Genomic DNA, 21,468 nt, shown 5'->3' with positions numbered 1-21,468 from the left:
TCACCCTTCGCCGCCACTGCATCCGGCGCGCGGTCCCCCACGGAACGCGCCCGGCTCCTCACCGAGCTGATGCAACCGCCCCTCGAGATGGCGTCGTTCCGCGCCCGGCGGACACGCTTCGATCGCGAGCCGGTAAGCCACGCGCGCGTCGTCGACTCGCCCGTCACGCCGCAGGAGTTCGGCTCGGACGAGCTCGACCCGGTGGTGCCCCGGAAGCGCATCACCCGCCGCACGGAGCACCGCGAGTCCCGCCATGGGACCGTGGACCTCCGCCAGCGCTACGGCCCGGTTGAGCCGGACGACGGGCGATCCGGTAAGCGACTCGAGCCGCGCGTAGGCCACCGCGATGGCGCGCCAGTCGGTGTCGCCCGCTCGCCGGGCCCGAGCGTGCACCGCCGCGATCACCGCCTGCAGGCCGAGCTCCTCGGCGTAGGCGGATTCGTCGCGGCGACTGGCGGCGGTGCCGGGCCAGGCGGCAGCTCCGCTCTCGGATGGGAGTCCCTCGAGGAGCCGGAGCCCGAGGGCGATCTCGTCTCGGTGCCAGCGCGTCCGGTCCTGGTCCGCCAGCACGATCGGCTCCCCTTCCGGCCCTGTGCGGGCGTCGCGCCGGCTGTGCTGGATGGTCACGAGCGCGGCGAGGGCTTGCAGCGCGGGCTCCTCGGGCAACGCTTCGTGCGCAACGAGCGCGAGCCTCACCGCGTCGCCCGCCACGTCGGCCCGCACAGTCGACTCGTCACCGGGCGCGTAGCCGGCGGTGAACGCCAGCAGGATCGACCTCGCCACGTCATCGACGCGTTCGCGCCACATCGCGCGAGCGGGCGCGGCGAGCGGGATGCCCGCGCGCACGATTCGACGTTTCGCGCGAGTCAGCCGTGCCGCCATCGTGGTCGTGGGCACGAGGAACAGCCGCGCGATGCGCCATGTCTCGACGCCGAGCACGAAACGCAGGGCGAGCGCCGCGCGCACGTCCACGTCGAGTGCGGGATGCGTCGCGAGGAACAACAGCGCGACGCGCTCGTCGCGCTCGCTCCCCGGCGGGGAGGCCTCCGACAGGAGCGCCGTCTCGGCGGGCCCGGGGCCCGGCATCGTCGCTGGCGCAGCGACCAAGTGGGCTTTTCGCAGCCGCGTCCGGTCGGCGCGGATCGCGTCGAGCAGCCGCCGCCGCGCGACCGTGGCGAGCCACGCCGAGGGACGCTCGGGCAGCGCACGTCGCCATTGCGCGGTCGCTTCGCTGAACGCCTGGGCCAACGCATCTTCAGCGAGGTCTGCGCGACCCGATGCCCGGATGAGGTGTGCGAGAATCCGGCCCCAGTCCTCGCGCATGGCGCGGGCCAGCGCGGCTTCGGCGGCGTGCGCCGATGAGGGCGCCGCCGCCGAACCGGTTCGGGACTCCGAGGTCATCGAACGCGCGCGGGCAGTGAGTGCACTATCACCCGAGCACGGAAACGGGCATGACCTGCATGTCGTACGCCGGCAGCACGCCCAGCAGCTCGATGAGCACGTCGTGATCGGGCGCCTCGATCAGATAGAACCCGCCGAGGCCCTCGATCGCCTCCGCGTAGGGCCCCTCCGTCACGGACCGCTGACCGTCGCGGGTGCGCAGCACCGTCGTCGCGTCGGCTCCTTCGAGCGCCTCGCCCCCGAGGATCGACACGCCGTCGCGTTCGGCGCACACGGCGTCGAAGTCGGCGAACCTCTGCATCGCGGCAGCCTGCTCCGCCTCCGTCATCGTCGCCCAGTCCGGCTCGTCACCGTCACCAATGAGCAGCACCAAATATTTCATGACCTTCTCCAATCATCGCGACGGCGCGTTTCCCCGTCACCATGATGTCGCGGAACGATCGTCGAAATCGACAGCTCGGAACATTCGAACACCGTCGAGGCTGAAAGACGGCGTCCAGACGGTACGTCCGGTGATGCTCGCCGCCGGGCGGGACGTCGTGGTCAGGCGACCCCTGCGGTCTCGACCGCGACGCCGGCACCCGCACGAGCGCGCAGGGACCGGTTCACGGCAGAGACGATCGCCTTGAGCGATGCGGTCGTGATGTCGCCATCGATCCCGACGCCCCAGAGGCGCTCGCCGTCGACGTTCAGCTCGATGTACGACGCCGCTTTCGCGTCAGCGCCGGCGGACATGGTGTGCTCGACGTAGTCCAGCAGTTCGACGTGGAAGTCGTGAGCCGCGAGCAGGCGCATGAACGCGTCGATCGGGCCGTTGCCCTCGCCGCTCACGTCAATGATCTCGTCGTCGTTGCGCAGGCGAGCGTCGAGTTGAACGACCCCGTCGAGCTCGGATTGCGTGCGCGTCGAGAAGAGCTCCAGGCGGCCCCACTTGCGCTCGTCGTGCGCGGCGGGCAGGTACTCGTCCGTGAAGACCTCCCAGATCTGCTCGGCCGTCACCTCGCCGCCCTCGCTGTCGGTCTTCTGCTGGACGACGCTCGAGAACTCGATCTGCAGGCGCCTCGGGAGGTCGAGCTTGTGGTGCTCCTTCAGCAGGTAGGCCACTCCGCCCTTGCCCGACTGCGAGTTCACTCGGATGACCGCTTCGTAGGTTCGACCGAGATCGCGCGGGTCCACCGGCAGGTAGGGAACCGCCCACGTCATGTCGTCGACGCTGCGGCCGTCGCCCTGCGCGTCGGCGGCCATGGCCTCGAAGCCCTTCTTGATCGCGTCCTGGTGCGACCCCGAAAAGGCGGTATAGACGAGGTCGCCGCCCCACGGGCTGCGTTCGTGTACCGGCATCTGGTTGCAGTACTCGACGACGCGGCGCACCCGGTCGACGTCGGAGAAGTCGATCTGCGGGTCGACCCCCTGTGTGAACAGGTTGATGCCGAGCGCCACCAGGTCGACATTGCCGGTGCGCTCGCCGTTCCCGAAGAGGCATCCTTCGATACGGTCTGCCCCCGCCATGTAACCGAGCTCGGCCGCCGCAACGCCCGTGCCGCGGTCGTTGTGGGGGTGAAGCGAGAGGATGATGTCGTCCCGCCGTTTGAAGTTGCGGTGCATCCACTCGATCTGGTCGGCGTAGACGTTCGGGGTCGACATCTCGACCGTCGCCGGCAGGTTGATGATCATCTGGTGCTCCGGGGACGGATCGATCACCTCGATCACGGCCTCGGAGATCTCGAGAGCGAAGTCGAGCTCTGTGCCGGTGAAGCTCTCGGGCGAGTACTCGTACGAAACCTCGGTGCCCGCTGCGATCGACTCGTACTGTTTGCACAGCTTCGCGCCGGTTGTGGCGATATCGATGATGCCGGCCCGTTCCTCGCGGAACACGACGCGGCGCTGCAGCGCCGACGTGGAGTTGTAGAAGTGCACGATCGCGCGCTTCGCGCCCTTGATGGATTCGAAGGTGCGCTTGATGAGATGCTCGCGGCACTGCACGAGCACCTGGATGCTCACGTCATCGGGGATCAGACCCTCCTCGATGAGCGTCCGGACGAAGTCGAAGTCGGTCTGGCTCGCGGACGGGAACCCGACCTCGATCTCCTTGTACCCCATGCCGACCAGCAGTTCGAACATGACCCGCTTGCGGTCGGGTGACATGGGGTCGATCAGCGCCTGGTTGCCGTCGCGGAGGTCGACGGCGCACCACCGGGGCGCGGACTCGATGCGCTTGTCCGGCCACGTGCGGTCCGGCAGCGAGACCGTGATCTGCTCATGGTGGGGAACGTACCGATGGGTCGGCATCGACGATGGCCGTTGGGTGTTCTTCATGGTCCTTGTGTGCTCCTGTGTTCGCTGCCCCGTCAGATGGGGCGACATGCCCGCCGCGCGGGTCCGATGTCAAAGCCCACGGCAAACCTCCGCGACGAGTCAGGCTTTGAACGAAGCCTCGTCGCGGCAGCGAAGAAGGAGCATGCCGAACAGCATGCCGATAGCGTAACACCGTCCCCCTGGCCTCATGGAGGTGCCACCGCCCGTGCGCGGCACGCGGCAGGACTACGGCGAGCCGTTCCCATCCGGGGATGCTGCGCCCGCGTCGGGCACGCCGAGCTCGTCGCCGTCGAGCATCCGCCGAAGCCATTCCGCCGAAGCGCCGCGGCGGTCCCCGACGACGCGTCCGTCGCGCACGGCGATCGCCCGTTCGCCGCTTCCGACCAGAGCCGGGTCACTCGTGCAGATGACCATCGCGATGCCGAACTCGTGGGCGATCGTCCGCAACAGCGCGAGCACGACGCGGCCGTCCCGCTCGCCCAGCCGGGCTATGGGCTCATCGGCATACACGAGGGCGGGACGAGTGGCGAGCGCCCGGGCGATCGCCACGCGCTGCTGGGTGCCCGGATCGAGCGCTCCCGCCGGTCGTTGGAGATCGGGCTCGAAGCCGAGGCTCCGGGCGAGTCGCGCGAGCCAGCCGGCACCGTCGTGCACGCGGCCATCCCGCACGAGTCCGAGGGGCGCGGCGATGTTCTGGGCGACCGTGAGCTCGGGCGTCAGACCGATGTCGCGCAGCACGTAGCCAACGAGCTCGTAGCGGGCCTGCCGTGCGTCCTCCGGGTCAAGCACCGCGAGGTCACGGCCGGCGATGGTGACGCGTCCCGCATCAGGGGCCCGAAGACCTGCGACCGTGCGCATCAGCGCTGGGCCGCCATCCTCGGGGCGGCTCACGATGATCGTGACCTCGCCCGCATACAGGTCGAAACTCGCGGGACCGGCCTCTGCTGCGACGAGCTCGTCGAGGCGCACGACGACAGCGCCGTCCGGGGCGACCGTGTCGGTGGAGGCGCCGAGCCCGTCGGTGGTGACCGTCATGCCCCGAGATTACGGGGCACCGCCCGGGCCGAGCATCAGCCACACTTCGGGCGCGAGGTCATCCCCGCGGATGAGTGGGGAGGCCTCCCCGCGGCCTCAGAGCAGGCCGTGCTCGTATGCGTACACGACGAGCTGCACGCGATCCCGGAGGTCGAGCTTCGTGAGCACTCGCGAGATGTGCGTCTTGACCGTCGCCTCGCTGAGGTACTCCTGCTTTGCGATCTCGCCGTTCGAGAGGCCCTTCGCGGCGTGGAAGAACATTTCCCGCTCACGCTCGGTGAGGGTGCCGAACTCCTCGGGCTCGCCGCCGAGTCGGTTCGGTGACTGCGAGAATCGGCGAATAAGGTCTGCCGTCGCCTGTGCGGCGAACACCTCGGCGCCCGAGCGCACCGTGCGGATCGCGGCGAGCAGGAACTCCGGGTCCGCGTCTTTCAGCACGAACCCGCTTGCGCCCGCTGCGACGGCCTTCGCGACTGCCTCGTCGAGGTCGAACGTCGTAAGCACGAGGATCCTCGATTCGACGCCGCGCGCGACGATCTCGCGCGTCGCCTCGAGGCCGTCCAGCACCGGCATCCGGACGTCCATGAGGATGACGTCCGGCTTCAGCTGCACCGCGAGGGCGATGGCCTGCCGCCCGTCACTCGCCTCGCCCACGAACGTCATGTCGGGCTGGCTGTCGACGAGCATACGAATGCCGCCGCGGAACAACGGTTGGTCATCGACGAGCGCGACCCTGATGGGCGCGCCCCCTGGCTGCGCGTTCGACATTCGTGACTCCCTTGCATGGCCTCGGCCGTCGTCGGCGGGCCCAATAGGCACAAGCGTAGCCGCACGCGCGCTTCATGACGCGCGCTCGGGGCCGGGGCGGGCCGACGCTTCTACACTGCCGGTCTGCCCCCGGCGTCGTCGCGCGGTGGCACATCGACCGGCCCGCCGTGCGTCGCGAGCGCCGCCGTCGGCACGACCGCGCTCACGACGAAGTGGTCCCCGTGCCGACCCGTCTCGAGCCTGCCGCCCGCCGTGACGATGCGCTCGCGCATCCCGATCAATCCGTGCCCGGAGTCGGGTCGCGGCGGCGGCGGCACGGGATTGACGACGTTGGTCACGCGCACGTGCAGCTCATCGCTCCACGCGACGCTGATGACCGTTGGAGCGCGCGGATCCCCGTGCCGGAGCGAGTTCGTGCATGCCTCTTGCACGAGCCGGAACATCGCGGTGTCGGCCGCCTTGCCGAGCGGACGCGGCTCGCCCTTCGCCTCGATCTCGAGTCGAAGCCCCGCGGCGCGCATGCGCTCGAGGACAGCCGGCAGATCGGCGAAACCGCGCTGCGGCCCCTCCGGCTGACTGTGGCGCAGCTGACCCAGCAGGCCACGGACCTCGTACAGGGCCTCTCGTGCGGTCTCGGCGATCGTCGCAAGCGATTGCTCGCCCGCCTGCGGGTTCGCGCGCATGGCGTACCGGCCGCCGTCGGCCTGCGCGACGACGACCGCCAACGAGTGCGCGACCACGTCGTGCATGTCGCGCGCAATACGGTTGCGCTCCTGTTCGACGAACAGCTGCTCGCGGCTGCGCAGACTCTCGAGCTCTGCAACCTCGCGGCGATGCGCCGCCTCCGCCGCGTTCGCCTGGGCGCGACGCGCGGTTCCTGCGAGCCAGCACATGAGCAGCAGGAAGGTGAAGACCGTCCACAGCACCGCCCCGACGACGATCACGAGGATCGGCCCGCCCTGGATGACGGTCTCGTAGATCGAGAGGAAGAAGCTGCGCATCGGCCGCACCGATATGAACACGACGAGGAGCGCCGGGAACAGCCCGCACAACGCGATGGCGAACCAGCGAAGTCGCCGTGAGCCGTACGCGGCGGCCGAGTACAGCACGATGCCGATCGCGAGGTCCTGGCCGTGCGGCTCGGTGCCGGTCACTGCCTTGAAGAGCACGGCGATCACGCAGAGCCACAGGGCGAATCCGGGAGTTGGTCGGCGCAGCACGATCGCCGCGAAATACAGCACCCAGGGCACGAACAGCAGGGGCTCGAGGTACACGCGGCTCGAGGCGAGCATGACGTACGGCCACCCGATGAGCACCTCGATGAGGAGAGCGAAGGCGATGTCGACCGTCCAGTGCATCCACCGCATCTCGCGGGTATTGCGCTTCCACCACCCGACGAACCCCGTCTCCGAGACCGTCGAGGGGTCACGGTCGCGAGTGCCGGTCAACGCAAGCAGGCGGCGCCGCACCGCACCGCTGCCGCGCGCATCCCGTGACGGCCCCGGGGCGGAGGAGGGCGCGCGCTCAGAAGCCGAGGCGACCGAGCTGCTTGGGATCACGCTGCCACTCCTTCGCCACCTTGACGTGGAGCGAGAGTGAGACCGGTGCGTGTGCGATCGCGGTCAGCTCGCGCTGTGCGCGTTGCCGAATCCCCTTGAGCCGCTCGGCAGCCCGGCCGATCACGATGCCTTTCTGGCTGTCTCGCTCGACGACGATGCTCGCATAGACCTCACGCGTCACACCATCGTCCAGCAGGACGACTTCGTCGATCGTAACGGCGATCGAGTGCGGCAGTTCTTCGCGTGCATCGCGCAGGGCGGCCTCGCGAATGAGCTCGGCGGCGCGCTGCTCGAACGTCTCCTCTGTCAGCGTGTCCGTCGGGTAGAGCGGCGGTGAGACGGGCATGAGCGCGATGAGCTCGCGCACCAGCGTGTCGAGCTGGATGTCGCCGAGAGCGCTGACGGGCACGATCAAATCCCACTCGCGAAGCTCCGATACGGCGAGGAGCTGATCGCCGACCCGTTCCTTCGGAACCGCCTCGGCCTTCGTCACGAGCGCGACCTGCTTCGCACGAGGCGCTTCGTCGAGCTGCGCCGCGATGAAGCGGTCTCCGGGCCCGATCGGCTCGTCCGCGGGCACGCAGAACGCCACGACGTCGACCTCGGCGAGTGTCTGCTGCACGATGTCGTTCAGCCGCTCGCCGAGGAGGGTTCGGGGCCGGTGCATGCCCGGCGTGTCGATGATGATGAGCTGACCGCCGGGACGGTGCACGATCCCGCGAACCGCCCGTCTGGTCGTCTGCGGTTTCGGCGACGTGATGACGATCTTCTCGCCGACCAGCGCGTTGGTGAGCGTCGATTTGCCGACGTTCGGGCGCCCGACGAACGTCACGAACCCCGCACGGTACTCGTCGACGGCTCCGTGACCCGGGTTCGCGACGCCGTCGCCACCCTCCGCCTCGTTTTGCGAATTGTCGGCTCCATCGTTCATCACGTACCCCGTTCCGGTTGTGAGCCATCGTCGCGCGCGTTTCGGCGAAGCACCGCTTCGATCTCGTCGCGCCCGACCTCGTCGCCATCGTCGCCCGGCTGTGACTCATGGTCCCTGGCCCGCCGCACCACCACGGTCGTGACGCGACCCCGGCGGCCGACTCGCTCGGCCTCGAGGCGCAGGCCTTCAACGAACGCAACATCGCCGCGCTCCGGGACCTTGCCGAGCGCCTTGCCGATGAGCCCGCCGACCGTGTCGACGTCATCGTCGTGGATCTCGAGCGCGAACAGGTCGCCGAGCTCCTCGGTCGTGAGCTGCGACGGCACCCGGTACTCCCCCGGCCCCGTTGACTCGACGTCGTCCTCGTGGTCGTACTCGTCCGTGATCTCCCCGACCAGTTCCTCGATGAGGTCCTCCAGCGTCACGAGGCCCGCGATGCCGCCGTACTCGTCGACCACCATCGCGAAGTGCGTCGACGTCCGCTGCATGCGAGCGAGAAGTTCGTCCGCGGGCAGGGATTCGGGAACGAAGTCCGCGGGACGAGCGAGGTGCTCGACCGTCGTCGGTGGTTTCGTGTCGTCGAGGTAGGCGGCGACGAGGTCCTTGAAGTAGAGCACGCCGCGAACGTCGTCGCCGTCCCGCCCAATGACGGGCGCGCGCGAGATCCCCGCTTCCAGGAACATCGCGACCGCCTGAGCGGTCGTGAGGTCCGCGTCGGCGGTCGTCATGTCGGTTCGCGCCACCATCACCTCGCGCACAATCCGGTCGCCGAAGGCGAAGGCCGACCGGATCCGTTCCCGGTCCTCGTCCTCCAGCACCTCGAGCTCGGCCGCCTCGTCGACCATGCTCAAAAGGTGCTCCTCGCTTCGCAGCGAGCCCGCTCTGCTCGAACGATCGGGCGTCACACGGTCGCCGACGCTCACGAGCAGCTGCGCGAACGGGCCCATGACGACGCGCAAAACCCGGGCCAAGCGGGCGCTCATGCGGAGGATCGCCGCGGGACGGGTACGACCGACCGACCTCGGACTGGCTCCGGTCAGCAGGAACGAGACGATCATCATCACCAGGACCGCGACGAGAAACGCCTGCCACGGTTGTTCGAAGACGTCGACGAAGATGAGCGTCACGAGGACGGCCGCCATCGATTCGAGGACGACGCGCGTGAAGGTCAGCGCGCCCACGTGGGCCTCCGGGGCAGCGGCGATCTTCCGCAGCTGCCCCTCGATTCTCGGGCTCTCGTCGGCCAATTCTTCGACGTCGGCTCGCGACAGGGTCCCGATGGCGGTCTCGCTCGCCGCGAGCAGACCGCTGATGGCGACCATCGCGACGACCGCCGCGACCAGGAGCACGATGGTCACGAGCGTTGTTTCCGTTCGAGGCCGTGAAAACCGACGAGGATCTCGCGCTGCAGGCCGAACATAACGCGTTCCTCGTCGGGCTCGGCGTGGTCGAAGCCCAGGAGGTGCAGCATGCCGTGCGTGACGAGCATGAGCATCTCGTCCATGGCCGAGTGCCCGGCCTCCTTTGCCTGCAGCGCCGCGATCTCGGGGCACACGACGATGTCGCCGAGCAGTCCGGGCGGCGTCAGCCGATCGACGGAGCCGGGGCGGAGTTCGTCCATGGGAAAGCTCAGCACGTCGGTCGGACCCGGCTCGTCCATCCACTGCACGTGGAGCTCCTCCATGGCGCCGACGTCGACGAACTGCACCGCGAGGTCGGCGTCCGGATGCACGTGCAGATGATCGAGCGCGAACGTCGCGAGCCGAAGCACCCTAGCCTCGTCGACGTCCGCCGTCGTCTCGTTGTTGATCTCGATGCTCACGACGCGCCTCCTGGCCGGCGACCGGCACGTGCGCCGTCGCGGTTCCGCTCGCGGGCTTGCTGCCTCGCCATCTGGGCGGCGTCATACGACGTGTACGCGTCGACGATGCGACCCACGAGCGTGTGCCGCACGACGTCGTCGCTCGTGAGCTCGGCGAAATGGATGTCGTCGATGCCTCGCAGCACCTGGGTCACGAGCTTGAGCCCGCTCGCCCCACCGGGGAGGTCGACCTGGGTGATGTCGCCGGTCACGACCATCTGCGAGTTGAAGCCGAGACGAGTGAGGAACATCTTCATCTGTTCCGGCGTGGTGTTCTGGGCTTCGTCGAGCACGACGAACGAGTCGTTGAGGGTGCGTCCGCGCATGTATGCGAGCGGGGCGACCTCGATGCCGCCCGTTGCCATGAGCTTCACCACCAGCTCCGGATCGAGCATCTCGTTCAGCGCATCGAACAGGGGCCGCAGGTACGGGTCGATCTTGTCGTTGAGCGATCCCGGCAGGTACCCGAGGCGCTCGCCCGCCTCGACGGCCGGGCGAGTCAGGATGAGGCGCGAGACCTCCTTGCGCTGGAAGGCCTGCACGGCCTTCGCCATGGCGAGGTAGGTCTTGCCCGTCCCGGCCGGGCCGATCCCGAAGACGATCGTGTGATCGTCGATCGCGTCGACGTAGCGCTTCTGTCCGAGGGTCTTCGGTCGCACGATGCGACCACGCGCCTGCACGATCGCCTGTCCAAGCACGTCGGATGGTGCCGGCGCGTCGTCACGCTCGAGGATGCGCTGCGAACGCGTCACCTCCGCGGGGTCGAGATCGACGCCGTCGCGCGCCAGCGTCGCGAGCTCGCGGAGGAGCTCGGCCGCTCGCTCGACGTCGTGCTTCTCCCCCGCGAGTGTCAGCTCGTTGCCTCGCGCCAGCACCCGCACGCGCGGATGCTCCCGCTCGACGGTCTTGAGCAGCCGGTCGCCCGGACCCAGCAGGCGGACCATGGCGATGCCTTCGACGGTGATGGTCTGCTCGATGAACTCCCCGGCCGCGGGACCGGGCTCGTCGCCGCCAATCGGCGATTCGTGGTTAGGCAAGTCGTCCTTCCGTGAGGCTCCCGCCGAGCACGTGTGCGTGCACGTGGAAGACCGTCTGCCCGGCCGCGGGGCCGGTATTGAAGACCAGTCGGAACTGCCCGTCGGTGTGCTCGTCCGCGAGCTGCTGCGCGACGGCGACGAGCTCGGCGAGCAGGGCGGCATCGCCCTCGGCCAGTTCGACGACGTTGCGGTACGACGGGTCTTTGGGGATCACCAGCAGGTGCACGGGCGCCTGCGGGTTGATGTCGCGGATGCCGATGACGCGCTCCGATTCGAAGAGGAACTCGGCGGGGATCTCGCGATTGATGATGCGGGTGAAGATGCTGGGCTCGTCGCTCGACATGCCCTCGATTCTAGGCGTGCGCGCCGAGAGCCCGCGTCACCCCGGCGCGATCGCCGTCGACCAGTCCCCGATCAACGCCTGCACGACCGCGATCGCCGCCGGCCCGGCCGTCGACGTGCGGAGCACGGTGTCGCCGAGGCGCGCGCGGATCGCGCCGGCTTCGCTCAGCCGGTCGAGCTCACGGGGCTCGATGCCGCCCTCCGGACCGATGACGAGCACGATGCGCTCGGCCCCGTCGAGGTGCGAGCCGGGAGCGCAGAGCGCGGGCAGGGTCTCGTCACCGTCTGGATCAAGGACGATCAGCATCGCGTCATCGGCGGCGAGTGCAGCGAGTCCGGCCAGGTCGACGGGCTCCGCGACGACGGGGACGCGCGCCCGCATGCTCTGCTTAGCGGCCTCGCGCACGACCGTCTGCCAGCGTCCGAGCCCCTTGCGAACCTTGTCGCCCTGCCAGCGCGATACGCTCCGCGCGGCCTGCCACGGCACGATGCCGGCGACACCGAGCTCCGTGGCGGCTTGGATCGCGAGCTCGTCGCGGTCGCCCTTCGCGAGGGCCTGAGCGAGCCACAGGGCGACGCGCGGCTCCGGCTCGCGAACGACCGCATCGACCAGGATCTCCACGCGGTCGCGATCCACCGCCGCCACGAGACCCTCGACGGCGAGTCCCGCGCCGCTCGCGATGCGGATGCGCTCGCCGCGGCGCACGCGCGAGACGACGGCGGCGTGGTGGGCCTCCGAGCCGGTGACCGCAACCGCGTCGCCGAGCGCGACTCGCTCATCGAGATCTGGGTGCAGGTACTGCCAGGCCATGCAGGGCCCTAGCGGCGGAAGTGGTCGCGGATGCGAGAGAACAGTCCGGAGTGCTCGCGCGCCAAGCGCGGGGCCTCAGCATCCACGCGATCACGGAGTTGATCGAGCAGCTTCCGCGCGTGACCGTCGAGCTTCGTGGGGGTGACGACCTGCACCGTCACGTCGAGATCGCCCCGCTGCGTCGACCGGAGCCGGGTGATGCCTCGGCCGCGCACCGTGAGCACCTCGCCCGACTGCGCGCCCGGGGGGACATCGAGCTCGACGTCGCCATCGAGCGCGGCGATGCTCGTCCGCACGCCCGTGATCGCGTCGAACATGGACACCTGGAGCACGCAGTGGAGGTCGTCTCCGTCCCGCGAGAAGACCTCATGCGGGCGTACGCGGATTTCGAGGTACAGGTCGCCGTTGGCGCCACCCCCCGGCCCCGCCTCACCCTGGCCCGGCAGGTGGATGCGGAGCCCCGAGTCGACGCCCGAGGGGATGTCGACGGGAATCGTGACGTCGGAGCGCACGCGTCCCCGTCCGCGGCAGGTCTCGCACGGATGCTCGATGACCGTGCCGTATCCCTCGCAGTGCGCGCACGGCTGCGACGTGACGACCATGCCGAGAATCGAGCGCACCTGCCGCTGGACCGAACCGATGCCGCCGCAGGCGGAGCACGTGACGGGGGCCGTCCCGGGCGCGCAGCACGTGCCGGTGCAATCGGGGCAGACGACCGCGGTCGTCACCTCGATGTCCCGGTGCGTACCAAAGATGACCTCGTCGAGATCGAGCTCGACCCGCACGAGCGCGTCCTGACCGCGCTCCGCGCGCGAGCGCGGGCCTCGCTGGCTTTGCGACTGCCCGAAGAACGTGTCGAAGATGTCGCTGAATCCGAAACCGCCGCCAGGCTGCCCGCCGCTGTCGTACTGCTGACGGCGGCTCGGGTCGCTCAGCGTGTCGTAGGCGTGCGTGACGTCCTTGAACCGCTCTGCGGCATCCGGCGCCGGGTTCACGTCCGGATGCAGTTCGCGCGCGAGTCTGCGGTACGCGCGCTTGATCTCGTCGGGCGAGGCGTCCCGGCTCACGCCGAGCGTCGCGTAGTGATCTGCCACGAGTGGCACTCCTTCGGTCGTGTCTGCCCGCGGGATGCGCGGGAGGGGTCGTCCGTTTCGGTCGCTCAGTGCGCTTCGTCGCCGAGCGCCCTCGAGAGGTAACGCGCAACGGCGCGCACCGCCGCCATGTTGTGCTGGTAGTCCATGCGGGTCGGGCCGATGACGCCCAGCCCCGAACGGCCGTGATCGCTCGCGAAGCCCGTGCCGAGCACGGCCGTCTCAGCGAACTCCTCCTGCGTGTGCTCCCGGCCGATCCGAACGGACACGCGGTCGGACCGTTCGGCCTGACTCAGTTCGCCGAAGAGGCGCAGCAGCACCACGTGCTCTTCGATCGCCTCGAGGACAGGCAGGATGGTCGACGGGAAGTCTTGCTCGGTGCGTGCGAGGTTCGCAGCGCCCGCAATGATAAACCGCTCTTGCCTGTTGGCGAGAACTTGCTCGAACAGGTTGACGATGATCGGCGAGACGAGTTCGGCGTCATGCTCCGCGAACAGCCCTGAGACGTCTCGCAACGCGACGGCGGCATCCCCCACCGACGTGCCGACCAGCAGCGGCGAGATGCGTTCCCGCAGGTTCGTCAGCAGTTCGTCGTCAACGGGTTCGGCAACTTCGCCGATCCGCTGCTCGACCCGGCCGGAGTCGGTGATCACGACGGTGAGCACCCGTCGTTCGCTCAGGCGTACGAACTCGACGTGGTGGATGATCGCCGTTGCCAGCGAGGGAACCTGCGCGACGGCGACGCTGTTCGTGAGCTGGGAAAGCGACCGCACGGCCCGCGTGAGGACCTCATCGAGATCGGTGGTGCCCTCGAGAAACGACTCGACCGCGCGACGCTGAGCGCTCGAAAGCGGGCGCAGATGACCGAATCGGTCGACGAACAGCCGATAGCCCTTGTCCGTGGGGATGCGGCCGGATGACGTATGCGGGGCGACGATAAGGCCCGCGTCCTCGAGGATCGCCATGTCATTGCGGATCGTTGCCGACGAGACCCCGAACCCGTGGCGATCGGCGATCGTCTTCGAACCGACGGGCTCGCGGTTCTGAATGTAGTCGGAGACGATCACGCGCAACACTTCGACGCTGCGTTCCGAAGCCATGGCACCCCCATCGATCGCTCGTCGTCATCCCAACGGCGCATTCCTGGCACTCGCCGGGTTCGACTGCCAATGCTACCCCTGCCCGAGGAATCAGACGCGGACGGGGCGCGACCCGCGAGGCATCGCATGGCATCCTGGTGTGCAGCGCGAGTCACGCGCTCCAAACGTCGTGGGCGAAAACGGAATGCTCTCGGCGCACACTCGAAGGAGCTGTCCATGACCGACCCGCAGAATCCGGGCTCCCCGGAGGAGCCACGCAACGACGCAACCTCGACGACGCCAGGTCAGACCTCGCCGTACGGCCAGTCGTCCGCCTCCCCCTACGGCCAGGCGTCCTCGCCGTACGGACAGGCCGACGCGACCCCGGCAGCCGAAGCCGTGTCGCCCTACGGCTCGTCGCTCCCCTCTGGCTCGTCCGACGCGGGCCAGACCTCAGCGTCGCCCTACGGTTCGGCCGAGGCGAGCCCCGCGTCGTCGTACGGGTCGACCGACGGCGGTCAGAGCTCGCCATACGGTTCGCCGACCAGCCAGACTTCGTCGCCGTACGGACAGGCCGACACGACGCCGGAGGCGCAGACGCCCGCCTCCTCGTACGGCCAGACGAACGAGGCCGCCCAGGGCGCGGCGTCCTACGGCCAGCAGCCGGGAGAGCCCCAGGCCGGAGCCTACGGCCAGCCCGCCCAGCCGCAGGGCGGGACGGCGTACGGCGCGCAGCCCAGCCAGACTCCGAGCGGTGCGCCTTACGGGCAGCAGCACTCGGAGGCGGGCGGCTACGGTCAGGCGTATGGCGCGCAGGCGGGCCAGCAGCCTTACGGCGGCCAGCCGGGTCAGCAGCCTTACGGCGGCCAGCCGGGCCAGCAGCCCTACGGCGGCCAGCCCGGCCAGCAGCCCTACGGCGGCCAGCCCGGCCAGCAGCCCTACGGCGGCCAGCCCGGCCAGCAGCCCTACGGCGGCCAGCCCGGCCAGCAGCCCTACGGCGGCCAGCCCGGCCAGGCGTACGGCGCCCCCTACGGTGGCCAGCAGGGCGCAGTTGCCGCGACCAAGCAGATCGGCATGTTCGCGCACCTGCTGAACATCGTCGGTGTGCTCGGGCCGCTCATCATCTGGCTGGTGACGCGCGAACGCGGATCCCTTGCCGAGTCGGAGGGCAAGGAGGCCACGAACTTCGGCATCACGGTGGTCATCGCTCAGGCGGCGTCGTGGATCCTCTTCACGGTGCTGTCGTTCGTGGGCATCGGATTCCTGTTCGGACTCGTTTCCATGGCGATCTCGATCGCGACGATCATCTTCGCGATCATCGGCGGGCTGCACGTCAACAACACGGGCACGCCGTACCGGTACCCGGTCAACATCCGCTTCATCAAGTAGGACTCTCTCCCCACCACGACCGCGCCGGTCGCGACCCTGTGTCGCGGCCGGCGCGGTCGTGTTGGGGCGCGCGACCGCCGGTCTCCACGTCCCGTCGCTGCGCCGCCCCGTCAGAGGCCGAGGAGGGCGTCGAGCCCGACCGTGACGCCCGTCGCATCGGGGGCCGCGCGGATAGCCATCAGGACGCCCCGCTCGTACGCCGACTGCGTGATGGTCTCGTGGCGCACGGACAGCACCTCGCCGGTGCCGCCGAACAGCACCTGCTGATCGGCCACGACCCCGCGCAGCCGCACCGAGTGGATTGCGACCCCGTCGACGACCGAGCCCCTGGCATCCTGGTCGTCATTCGGCGCCACCAGGGCCGCGAGTCCGGCATCGGCGCGGGCCCCCGCGATCCGCTCGGCAGTCCGAACCGCCGTTCCGGATGGCGAGTCGACCTTGCGGTCGTGGTGCGCCTCGATGATCTCGACCGAGTCGAAGAAGCGGCCAGCGACGGCCGAAAGGTGCGTGCCGAGCACGCTGCCCAGCGAGAAGTTCGGCACGATGATCACTCCCCGACCGCTCGGCACCTCCTCCTCGAGGCGATCGATGCGCTCCACGCTCCACCCACTCGTGCCGACAACGACGTCGATGCCGCGCTCAAGCGCATACGAAACGGCGCGCTCCGACGACTCGATGCGCGAGACGTCGATGAGCACATCGGCCCCGTCGGCCTCCGCGAGCGGCGTGTCGCTCGAGAGACCGGCGTGAAGTGTCAGGTCGTCGGCCTCGTCGACGAGACGCGTGATGAAGCGCCCCATGCGGCCGGTGGCTCCATGAACGGCAACAGCGATACTCATGCGGGCAAGCCTAGGGGCGAGCGGCGAGGGGCGCCCTCGGCGCCGTAGCGGACCCTACGTCAACCGCCGCGCGACGGCATCGCCGAGCAGGCGGCCCCGCAGGGTCGGAACGATGCGACCTCCGAGCGCCGCCCGGGCGTCGACCAGACCGTCGGCGATCAGGCCCGCGACGGGCGTGCGGTCGACAAGCACCTGCGCATCGAGGCCCTCGCGCAGGCGCACGCCGAGCATGACGCGTTCGAAGCGCTTCGTGCCCTCGTCGAGCACCTCGCGGCCGACTCCCGGGGTCTCGCCCGCGTGCAGTCGCTGCGCGTATGCAGCGGGATGTTTCGCGTTCCACCACCGCACTCCGCCGACGTGGGAGTGAGCACCGGGTCCGAAACCCCACCAGTCGGCGTCTCGCCAATACGAGAGATTGTGGCGCGACGGATGGGCGCCGCCTCGCGACCAGTTGCTCACCTCGTACCACTCGTACCCCGCGTCGCCGAGCGCGGCGTCGGCGGCCTCGTACATGTCGGCCTGCATGTCGGCCTCGACATCGGGCAGCTCGCCACGGCGAATGCGGCGGGCGAGCTGCGTGCCTTCCTCAATGATGAGGGAATAGGCGCTCACGTGATGTGGCTCGAGCGCGATCGCGGTGTCGAGCGAGGTACGCCAGTCGTCCATCGACTCCCCCGGCGCGCCGTAGATGAGATCGACGCTCACTTCCAGGCCGGCGGCTTTCGCCGCCGCGACGGCCGCCGGAACGTTCGCCGGGTCGTGCGTGCGATCGAGGGTGCGCAGCACGTGCGGCACGGCCGACTGCACGCCGAAGCTCACGCGCGTCACGCCACCGGCCGCCAGCTCGGCGAGCGACCCTGGTGTGACGGAGTCGGGGTTGGCCTCCACCGTCACCTCGGCGCCGGCGGCGAGCCCGAAGGTCTGGCGAAGCGCGGCCAGCATGGCAACGAGGTGCGCGGCCGGCAGCAGCGTGGGCGTCCCGCCGCCGAAGAACACCGTTCGCAGTTCTCTCGCGGCTCCGACTCCGTCGAGCACGCGCCGCGCGAACGCGATCTCGAGGGCGACCTCCTCGTGGTAGCTCGCCTGGCTCACCCCGCGCAGTTCGGTCGCCGTGTAGGTGTTGAAGTCGCAGTAGCCGCAGCGCACGCGGCAGAACGGCACGTGCACGTATGCGCCGAAATCGCGCTCGCGTGCCCCCGCACCTGCCTCGGCCGGCAATACACCGCCGGCCGGCAACGGCTCGCCGTCAGGAAGTGCGCTCGGCACGGGCGGCGCGGGTCGATCGTTGCATCCTGGCATCGTATCGCGGTGCCGACACTCGGCTCCCATCACGGCGCGTCAGGTTAGCGTTGCTCCCATGGGTACGAACCAGTCGTCCGCCAAGCACATCGTCGTCGCAGGGGCCTCTGGACTGATCGGCAGGTCACTGATCGCGTCCCTCGAGAGCAGCGGCCATCTCGTGACGCAGCTCGTGCGCCGCGAGCCGGCCGGTGAGCGCGAGCGGCGCTGGGATCCGAACGGGCGCCGCCTCGACGCCCGCATCATCGACGGCGCCGATGCGGTCGTCAACCTCGCGGGATCTCGACTCGGGCGTCTGCCGTGGACATATCCGGTCAAGAAGGACATTTTGCGATCGCGCGTCAACGCGACCCTCACGATCACGAAGGCCATCGCGGCGTGCGAGGTGCCGCCCCGTACGCTCATCAACGCCTCCGCCATGGGGGTCTACGGCGATCGGCCGGACGAGGTGCTGAACGAGGAGTCCGCGGTCGCGACCGACGGCTTTCTCCCCAAGGTGGTGGAGCGATGGGAGGCCGCTGCGCGCACGGCACCAGAGGGTACCCGGGTCGTGCTCGTGCGGTTCGGGCTCGTCGTGGGCGAGAGCGGCTTCCTCCCCCTCCTGAAGGCGCTCGGACAATTGGGCCTGCTGACGCAGCTCGGCGATGGGACGCAGCACTGGCCGTGGGTGGGCATCCGCGACACGGTGCGCGCCGTCGAGCTCGCACTCAAGCGCGACGACGTTTCGGGGCCCCTCATCGTGGCCGGGCCGACACCCTGCACCTCCGATGAGTTCATGACACACCTCGCGAGCCGGCTCGGGCGCCCGAGGGTGCTCAAGACGCCGAAGAGCCTCATCGGCTTCACGCTGCGGGAAGCCGGCCGCGAGCTCTTCCTCTTCGATCAGCGCGCGGAGCCCAAGCGCCTGCTCCAGCTCGACATGCCGTTCCGCGAGGCGACGGCGCAGCAGGCGATCGACCGAGCGCTTCGCTCGCCCGATTTCGCGGATATCGAGGAATAACCTCGTGAGGCGTCTACGCGTCGGCCGGCGCGCGCCGATCGTCGCGCTCGAGCTTGATCGCGGTCCGCACGGCCGCTCGCGCGCGCCTCGTATCGCTTGACGCTCTGTAGGCGATGCCGAGCCGATACCACGCGCGCCAATCGTCTGGCGCGGCCTCGACCGCCGCCTTCCAGCGAGGGAAGTCCTCGTCGGCGGCCGCACGCTCGACCCGTCCGCTCGGGCTCCGCGGAAGGTCGTCGACGGGGAGCGCGTCATCGTCGATCATGCGGTCGGTCAGGCGCTGCGCCTGCATGCCGAAGACGAGTTCGCGGGCGATGAACGCCGCGGCGAGGGCAGGCAGCACGATGAGGGCGAGCCCGATGCCCACGCCGACCGCGTCGGCCCCCGTGATGAGCAGCCACGACTGCCGCACCGTCAGCGTCAGGTACAGCGCGAGCAGCGCCGTGATGACGAGGACGCCGACCTTCGTCAAGAGCCCGCGCATCAGGCGCCGGACTCCGCGACGGGGGCGTTCGATGGCACGGATGCTCGTGGGGCGTCGGCGGGGTACTGCATGCCCCAAGGGTACGCGGGTTGCCGGGGTCGGCAGTTCGGTAGCCGGCGCGCGCCGGTCAGCGCCGGGATCGGGGTCGTTGGCTTAGATCGGCAGGTCCCAGTTGCCGCCCGTGCGCAACTCAGGGGGCAGGTGGCCCTGATCATTGTGCACGAGCAACTCGTTCGGGCGGGCCCTGCGCAGCCGGAGCACCGTGAGCGCGGCGTTGCCCGTGCGCAGCGCGAGCCAGCGCCAATCGGGCATCTCGAGCATCTCCCGCACGAACCAGCCGATGACGAAGGAATGCGTCACGAGCAGGGTGTGCTTGCGCTCTCGTTCGCGTGTGAGGAACGTCGAGACGGCGTCGGCCATCTGGGCCGCTCCCGCCTCCACCTCGGCCTCGGCGACCCCGGAGAAGTAGCTGTCGTAGACGCTCGGTGTTTCGGGCGTCGGCCCGGACGGGACGCAGTCGAACAGCAACCCTGATGGCTCGGGCGGCGGTCCCTGCAGGTAGCTCGACATGATGTCGGCCGTCTGGGTCGCGCGGTCGAGCGGCGAGGTGAACGAGGCGGTGAACGGCACCCTGGCGAGCCGGCGGCCGATCGCATGCGCCTGCGCCGAGCCGCGGGCCGACAGTGGGCCGTCGTCGATGCCGTGCTCCGCGTCGCGCTGCTCGCCGTGGCGCACGAGGTAGACGTAGTGCGACATGGCTCAGCGCTCCAGCTCTGCTCGCGCATCGTCGGGAAGCGTGCCGATGGCCGTCGCGAGCAACGGCCCGCCGAAGAGCTCGCCGGCGAGCGTCAGCACCTCGTCGGCGGTCACCGCCGACGTGCGCTCGAGCGCGCTGTCGAGGTCGACGAACTCGCCGGCGTAGACCTCGCTGCGGCCGAGCCGGTTCATGCGCGTCTCGGTGTTCTCGAGCGCGAGTGCGGACGCTCCGGCCGTGGCGCCCTTCGCGTCGTCGAGCTCCGCGTCCGTCACCCCGTCGGCGACGAGCCTCTCGACCTCCGCACGCATGACCCTGGCCACCTCTGCGGCCTTCGCCGGCGCGCATCCCGCATACATGCCGGTCACGCCCGCGTCGGCGTGGGAGCCGGCGAACGAATGCACGGAGTAGGCGAGGCCGCGGCGCTCCCGCACCTCTTGGAACAGCCGGGACGACATGCCGCCGCCGAAGATGCGGTGCAGCAGGCCGAGCGCATGGCGGCGATCGTCGGTGCGTCGCAGCCCTCGGCTGCCGAGGATGAGCCCCACCTGCTCGAGTGGTCGCTCGACGAGCGCGAGGCCGTCTTCCGGTATGACATCGGCCGGCGTTGGGTCGCGGCGAGGCGCGGGGGCCGCGGCGTCGTCGAGGCGCCAGTCGCCCGCCGCGAGCGTACGTGTCACGAGCGCTCGGGCCTCATCGTGCTCGACCGCTCCGGCGATCGTGACGATGAGCTCCTGGGGCCGATACCGGGCGCGATAGTGCTCCCAGACGTCGTCGCGACTGGTGGCCCGGATGGTGTCGGGCGTTCCGCCGATCGGTCGGGAGAGCGGGTGCGCGCCGAATGCCGTGCGGTAGAAGCGTTCCCACAGGACATCGGTCGGGTCGTCGTCGGCCATCGCGAGCTCTTCGAGGATGACGCCGCGCTCGGTTTCGAACTCCTCGCGGTCGATGACGCTCGACGTGATCATGTCGCTCAGCGAGGCGATTGCCATCTCCAGGTCGTCCGCGCCGACCTTCGCGTGATAGACCGTGTGCTCGTGCGAGGTCGCGGCGTTGTGCTCGCCGCCGACGCGGTCGAACGAGACGGCGAGGTCGAAGGCGGTCCGCGTCGGCGTGCCCTTGAACAGCAGGTGCTCGAGGAAGTGTGTCGAGCCGTACTGGTGCGGCGCTTCGTCGCGGGAGCCGACGGGAACCCAGTAGCCGATCGCCACGCTCGATGCCCCCGGCACCCGCTCGGTCAGCAGTCGCACACCTCCGGGCAGGATCGACCGCCGAAACCGCGCGCCGCCTGCGACGTCGACATCGAGCTCTGGAACTTCAAGGGGGAGTGGAATAGCAGGAGACATGACCTCGACATCCTAGGTGCTCGCGTGCTGCACCACCTTGACACGCCACGGTCCCGCGAACGAGCCGACCGAGAATGCGCGGCGGACCGGGGCCCGGCCTCAGCCCGCCGTGCCCACGCTGTGCCA

At 69.7% G+C, this 21,468-nt stretch carries 21 protein-coding genes and 1 pseudogene; 2 read left to right on the top strand and 20 right to left on the bottom strand.

Features of this window, described 5'->3' with window-relative positions; genetic code table 11:
• From F8O04_RS06915 to hrcA, 14 genes are all read right to left on the bottom strand, one after another.
• Positions 1 to 1,401, bottom strand: coding sequence for an RNA polymerase sigma factor (locus F8O04_RS06915; protein ID WP_188726225.1), 1,401 nt, complete (start codon positions 1,399 to 1,401; stop codon positions 1 to 3).
• A 28-nt stretch (positions 1,402 to 1,429) separates the two neighbouring features.
• A complete protein-coding gene (locus tag F8O04_RS06910) occupies positions 1,430 to 1,783 on the bottom strand; it encodes a YciI family protein (protein WP_158028532.1) in 354 nt (117 codons plus the stop codon).
• A 161-nt stretch (positions 1,784 to 1,944) separates the two neighbouring features.
• On the bottom strand, positions 1,945 to 3,717 hold the full coding sequence (gene leuA / locus F8O04_RS06905; protein ID WP_158028531.1) for a 2-isopropylmalate synthase: 1,773 nt from the start codon (positions 3,715 to 3,717) through the stop codon (positions 1,945 to 1,947).
• Between the two features lie 225 nt (positions 3,718 to 3,942).
• The gene (locus F8O04_RS06900) at positions 3,943 to 4,752 is read right to left on the bottom strand and encodes an ATP-binding cassette domain-containing protein (RefSeq protein ID WP_158028530.1); all 810 of its coding nucleotides are present in this window, start codon (positions 4,750 to 4,752) and stop codon (positions 3,943 to 3,945) included.
• Between the two features lie 96 nt (positions 4,753 to 4,848).
• Positions 4,849 to 5,520: a response regulator gene (locus tag F8O04_RS06895; RefSeq protein WP_158028529.1), complete on the bottom strand. Its 672-nt coding sequence runs from the start codon at positions 5,518 to 5,520 to the stop codon at positions 4,849 to 4,851.
• A 110-nt stretch (positions 5,521 to 5,630) separates the two neighbouring features.
• Positions 5,631 to 7,079, bottom strand: a complete 1,449-nt coding sequence (locus F8O04_RS06890) for a sensor histidine kinase (RefSeq protein ID WP_158028528.1) — start codon at positions 7,077 to 7,079, stop codon at positions 5,631 to 5,633.
• On the bottom strand, positions 7,045 to 8,010 hold the full coding sequence (era, locus tag F8O04_RS06885; protein WP_158028527.1) for a GTPase Era: 966 nt from the start codon (positions 8,008 to 8,010) through the stop codon (positions 7,045 to 7,047). Before era ends, F8O04_RS06890 begins: the two co-directional genes overlap by 35 nt.
• Positions 8,010 to 9,368, bottom strand: a complete 1,359-nt coding sequence (locus F8O04_RS06880; RefSeq protein WP_158028526.1) for a hemolysin family protein — start codon at positions 9,366 to 9,368, stop codon at positions 8,010 to 8,012. Before F8O04_RS06880 ends, era begins: the two co-directional genes overlap by 1 nt.
• The gene (ybeY, locus tag F8O04_RS06875; protein ID WP_158028525.1) at positions 9,365 to 9,832 is read right to left on the bottom strand and encodes an rRNA maturation RNase YbeY; all 468 of its coding nucleotides are present in this window, start codon (positions 9,830 to 9,832) and stop codon (positions 9,365 to 9,367) included. The genes F8O04_RS06880 and ybeY overlap by 4 nt, the downstream gene beginning before the upstream one ends.
• Positions 9,829 to 10,908 carry a PhoH family protein gene (locus tag F8O04_RS06870; protein WP_373285861.1) on the bottom strand — a complete coding sequence of 360 codons (1,080 nt, stop codon included), beginning with the start codon at positions 10,906 to 10,908 and terminating at the stop codon, positions 9,829 to 9,831. Before F8O04_RS06870 ends, ybeY begins: the two co-directional genes overlap by 4 nt.
• On the bottom strand, positions 10,901 to 11,251 hold the full coding sequence (locus tag F8O04_RS06865) for a histidine triad nucleotide-binding protein (protein WP_158028524.1): 351 nt from the start codon (positions 11,249 to 11,251) through the stop codon (positions 10,901 to 10,903). Before F8O04_RS06865 ends, F8O04_RS06870 begins: the two co-directional genes overlap by 8 nt.
• A gap of 36 nt (positions 11,252 to 11,287) precedes the next feature.
• Entirely contained in the window at positions 11,288 to 12,061 is a 774-nt protein-coding gene (locus F8O04_RS06860; protein WP_158028523.1) for a 16S rRNA (uracil(1498)-N(3))-methyltransferase, read from the bottom strand.
• Between the two features lie 8 nt (positions 12,062 to 12,069).
• Positions 12,070 to 13,155, bottom strand: a complete 1,086-nt coding sequence (dnaJ, locus tag F8O04_RS06855; protein ID WP_158028522.1) for a molecular chaperone DnaJ — start codon at positions 13,153 to 13,155, stop codon at positions 12,070 to 12,072.
• 65 nt (positions 13,156 to 13,220) lie between these two features.
• Entirely contained in the window at positions 13,221 to 14,252 is a 1,032-nt protein-coding gene (hrcA, locus tag F8O04_RS06850) for a heat-inducible transcriptional repressor HrcA (RefSeq protein WP_158028521.1), read from the bottom strand.
• 216 nt (positions 14,253 to 14,468) lie between these two features.
• Between hrcA and F8O04_RS06845 the strand changes: the two genes are divergently transcribed.
• Complete coding sequence (locus tag F8O04_RS06845) at positions 14,469 to 15,620, top strand: DUF4870 domain-containing protein (RefSeq protein WP_158028520.1); 1,152 nt, start codon at positions 14,469 to 14,471, stop codon at positions 15,618 to 15,620.
• Positions 15,621 to 15,730: 110 nt separating this feature from the next.
• Here the strand turns inward: F8O04_RS06845 and dapB are convergent, their stop codons facing one another.
• Complete coding sequence (gene dapB / locus F8O04_RS06840; RefSeq protein WP_158028519.1) at positions 15,731 to 16,459, bottom strand: 4-hydroxy-tetrahydrodipicolinate reductase; 729 nt, start codon at positions 16,457 to 16,459, stop codon at positions 15,731 to 15,733.
• A gap of 54 nt (positions 16,460 to 16,513) precedes the next feature.
• A complete protein-coding gene (gene hemW, locus F8O04_RS06835; protein WP_158028518.1) occupies positions 16,514 to 17,725 on the bottom strand; it encodes a radical SAM family heme chaperone HemW in 1,212 nt (403 codons plus the stop codon).
• A 91-nt stretch (positions 17,726 to 17,816) separates the two neighbouring features.
• On the opposite strand from hemW, the gene F8O04_RS06830 reads away from it, so the two are divergent.
• Entirely contained in the window at positions 17,817 to 18,758 is a 942-nt protein-coding gene (locus F8O04_RS06830) for a TIGR01777 family oxidoreductase (RefSeq protein ID WP_158028517.1), read from the top strand.
• Positions 18,759 to 18,771: 13 nt separating this feature from the next.
• Here F8O04_RS06830 and F8O04_RS06825 read toward each other — a convergent pair whose 3' ends face one another.
• The 4 genes and pseudogenes from F8O04_RS06825 to F8O04_RS06815 all read right to left on the bottom strand — a co-directional run bounded on the left by F8O04_RS06825 (position 18,772) and on the right by F8O04_RS06815 (position 21,342).
• The gene (locus F8O04_RS06825) at positions 18,772 to 19,242 is read right to left on the bottom strand and encodes a hypothetical protein (protein ID WP_158028516.1); all 471 of its coding nucleotides are present in this window, start codon (positions 19,240 to 19,242) and stop codon (positions 18,772 to 18,774) included.
• Positions 19,243 to 19,395: 153 nt separating this feature from the next.
• Positions 19,396 to 19,812, bottom strand: a complete 417-nt coding sequence (locus tag F8O04_RS06820; RefSeq protein ID WP_373285874.1) for a histidine phosphatase family protein — start codon at positions 19,810 to 19,812, stop codon at positions 19,396 to 19,398.
• Positions 19,807 to 19,998 (bottom strand): annotated as a pseudogene (locus tag F8O04_RS15280) (histidine phosphatase family protein); the annotation flags it as partial. The gene F8O04_RS06820 and the pseudogene F8O04_RS15280, both read right to left, overlap by 6 nt.
• Before the next feature lie 3 nt (positions 19,999 to 20,001).
• A complete protein-coding gene (locus tag F8O04_RS06815; RefSeq protein WP_158028514.1) occupies positions 20,002 to 21,342 on the bottom strand; it encodes a M16 family metallopeptidase in 1,341 nt (446 codons plus the stop codon).
• Positions 21,343 to 21,468: the final 126 nt, after the last annotated feature.

The organism is Pseudoclavibacter endophyticus, assembly GCF_008831085.1.
Classification (GTDB): Bacteria; Actinomycetota; Actinomycetes; order Actinomycetales; family Microbacteriaceae; genus Pseudoclavibacter; species Pseudoclavibacter endophyticus.
The sequence above is the reverse complement of the archived record's forward strand: the minus strand, read 5'-3'. Positions and strand labels throughout refer to the sequence as shown.

Excerpts from the sequence above, each read along its gene's own strand:
- F8O04_RS06915 (WP_188726225.1), bottom strand. The coding sequence starts at position 1,401 with ATGACCTCGGAGTCCCGAACCGGTTCGGCGGCGGCGCCCTCATCGGCG.
- F8O04_RS06910 (WP_158028532.1), bottom strand. The coding sequence starts at position 1,783 with ATGAAATATTTGGTGCTGCTCATTGGTGACGGTGACGAGCCGGACTGG.
- leuA (WP_158028531.1), bottom strand. The coding sequence starts at position 3,717 with ATGAAGAACACCCAACGGCCATCGTCGATGCCGACCCATCGGTACGTT.
- F8O04_RS06900 (WP_158028530.1), bottom strand. The coding sequence starts at position 4,752 with ATGACGGTCACCACCGACGGGCTCGGCGCCTCCACCGACACGGTCGCC.
- F8O04_RS06895 (WP_158028529.1), bottom strand. The coding sequence starts at position 5,520 with ATGTCGAACGCGCAGCCAGGGGGCGCGCCCATCAGGGTCGCGCTCGTC.
- era (WP_158028527.1), bottom strand. The coding sequence starts at position 8,010 with ATGAACGATGGAGCCGACAATTCGCAAAACGAGGCGGAGGGTGGCGAC.
- F8O04_RS06865 (WP_158028524.1), bottom strand. The coding sequence starts at position 11,251 with ATGTCGAGCGACGAGCCCAGCATCTTCACCCGCATCATCAATCGCGAG.
- F8O04_RS06860 (WP_158028523.1), bottom strand. The coding sequence starts at position 12,061 with ATGGCCTGGCAGTACCTGCACCCAGATCTCGATGAGCGAGTCGCGCTC.
- hrcA (WP_158028521.1), bottom strand. The coding sequence starts at position 14,252 with ATGGCTTCGGAACGCAGCGTCGAAGTGTTGCGCGTGATCGTCTCCGAC.
- F8O04_RS06845 (WP_158028520.1), top strand. The coding sequence starts at position 14,469 with ATGACCGACCCGCAGAATCCGGGCTCCCCGGAGGAGCCACGCAACGAC.
- dapB (WP_158028519.1), bottom strand. The coding sequence starts at position 16,459 with ATGAGTATCGCTGTTGCCGTTCATGGAGCCACCGGCCGCATGGGGCGC.
- F8O04_RS06830 (WP_158028517.1), top strand. The coding sequence starts at position 17,817 with ATGGGTACGAACCAGTCGTCCGCCAAGCACATCGTCGTCGCAGGGGCC.
- F8O04_RS06825 (WP_158028516.1), bottom strand. The coding sequence starts at position 19,242 with ATGCGCGGGCTCTTGACGAAGGTCGGCGTCCTCGTCATCACGGCGCTG.
- F8O04_RS06820 (WP_373285874.1), bottom strand. The coding sequence starts at position 19,812 with ATGTCGAGCTACCTGCAGGGACCGCCGCCCGAGCCATCAGGGTTGCTG.
- F8O04_RS06815 (WP_158028514.1), bottom strand. The coding sequence starts at position 21,342 with ATGTCTCCTGCTATTCCACTCCCCCTTGAAGTTCCAGAGCTCGATGTC.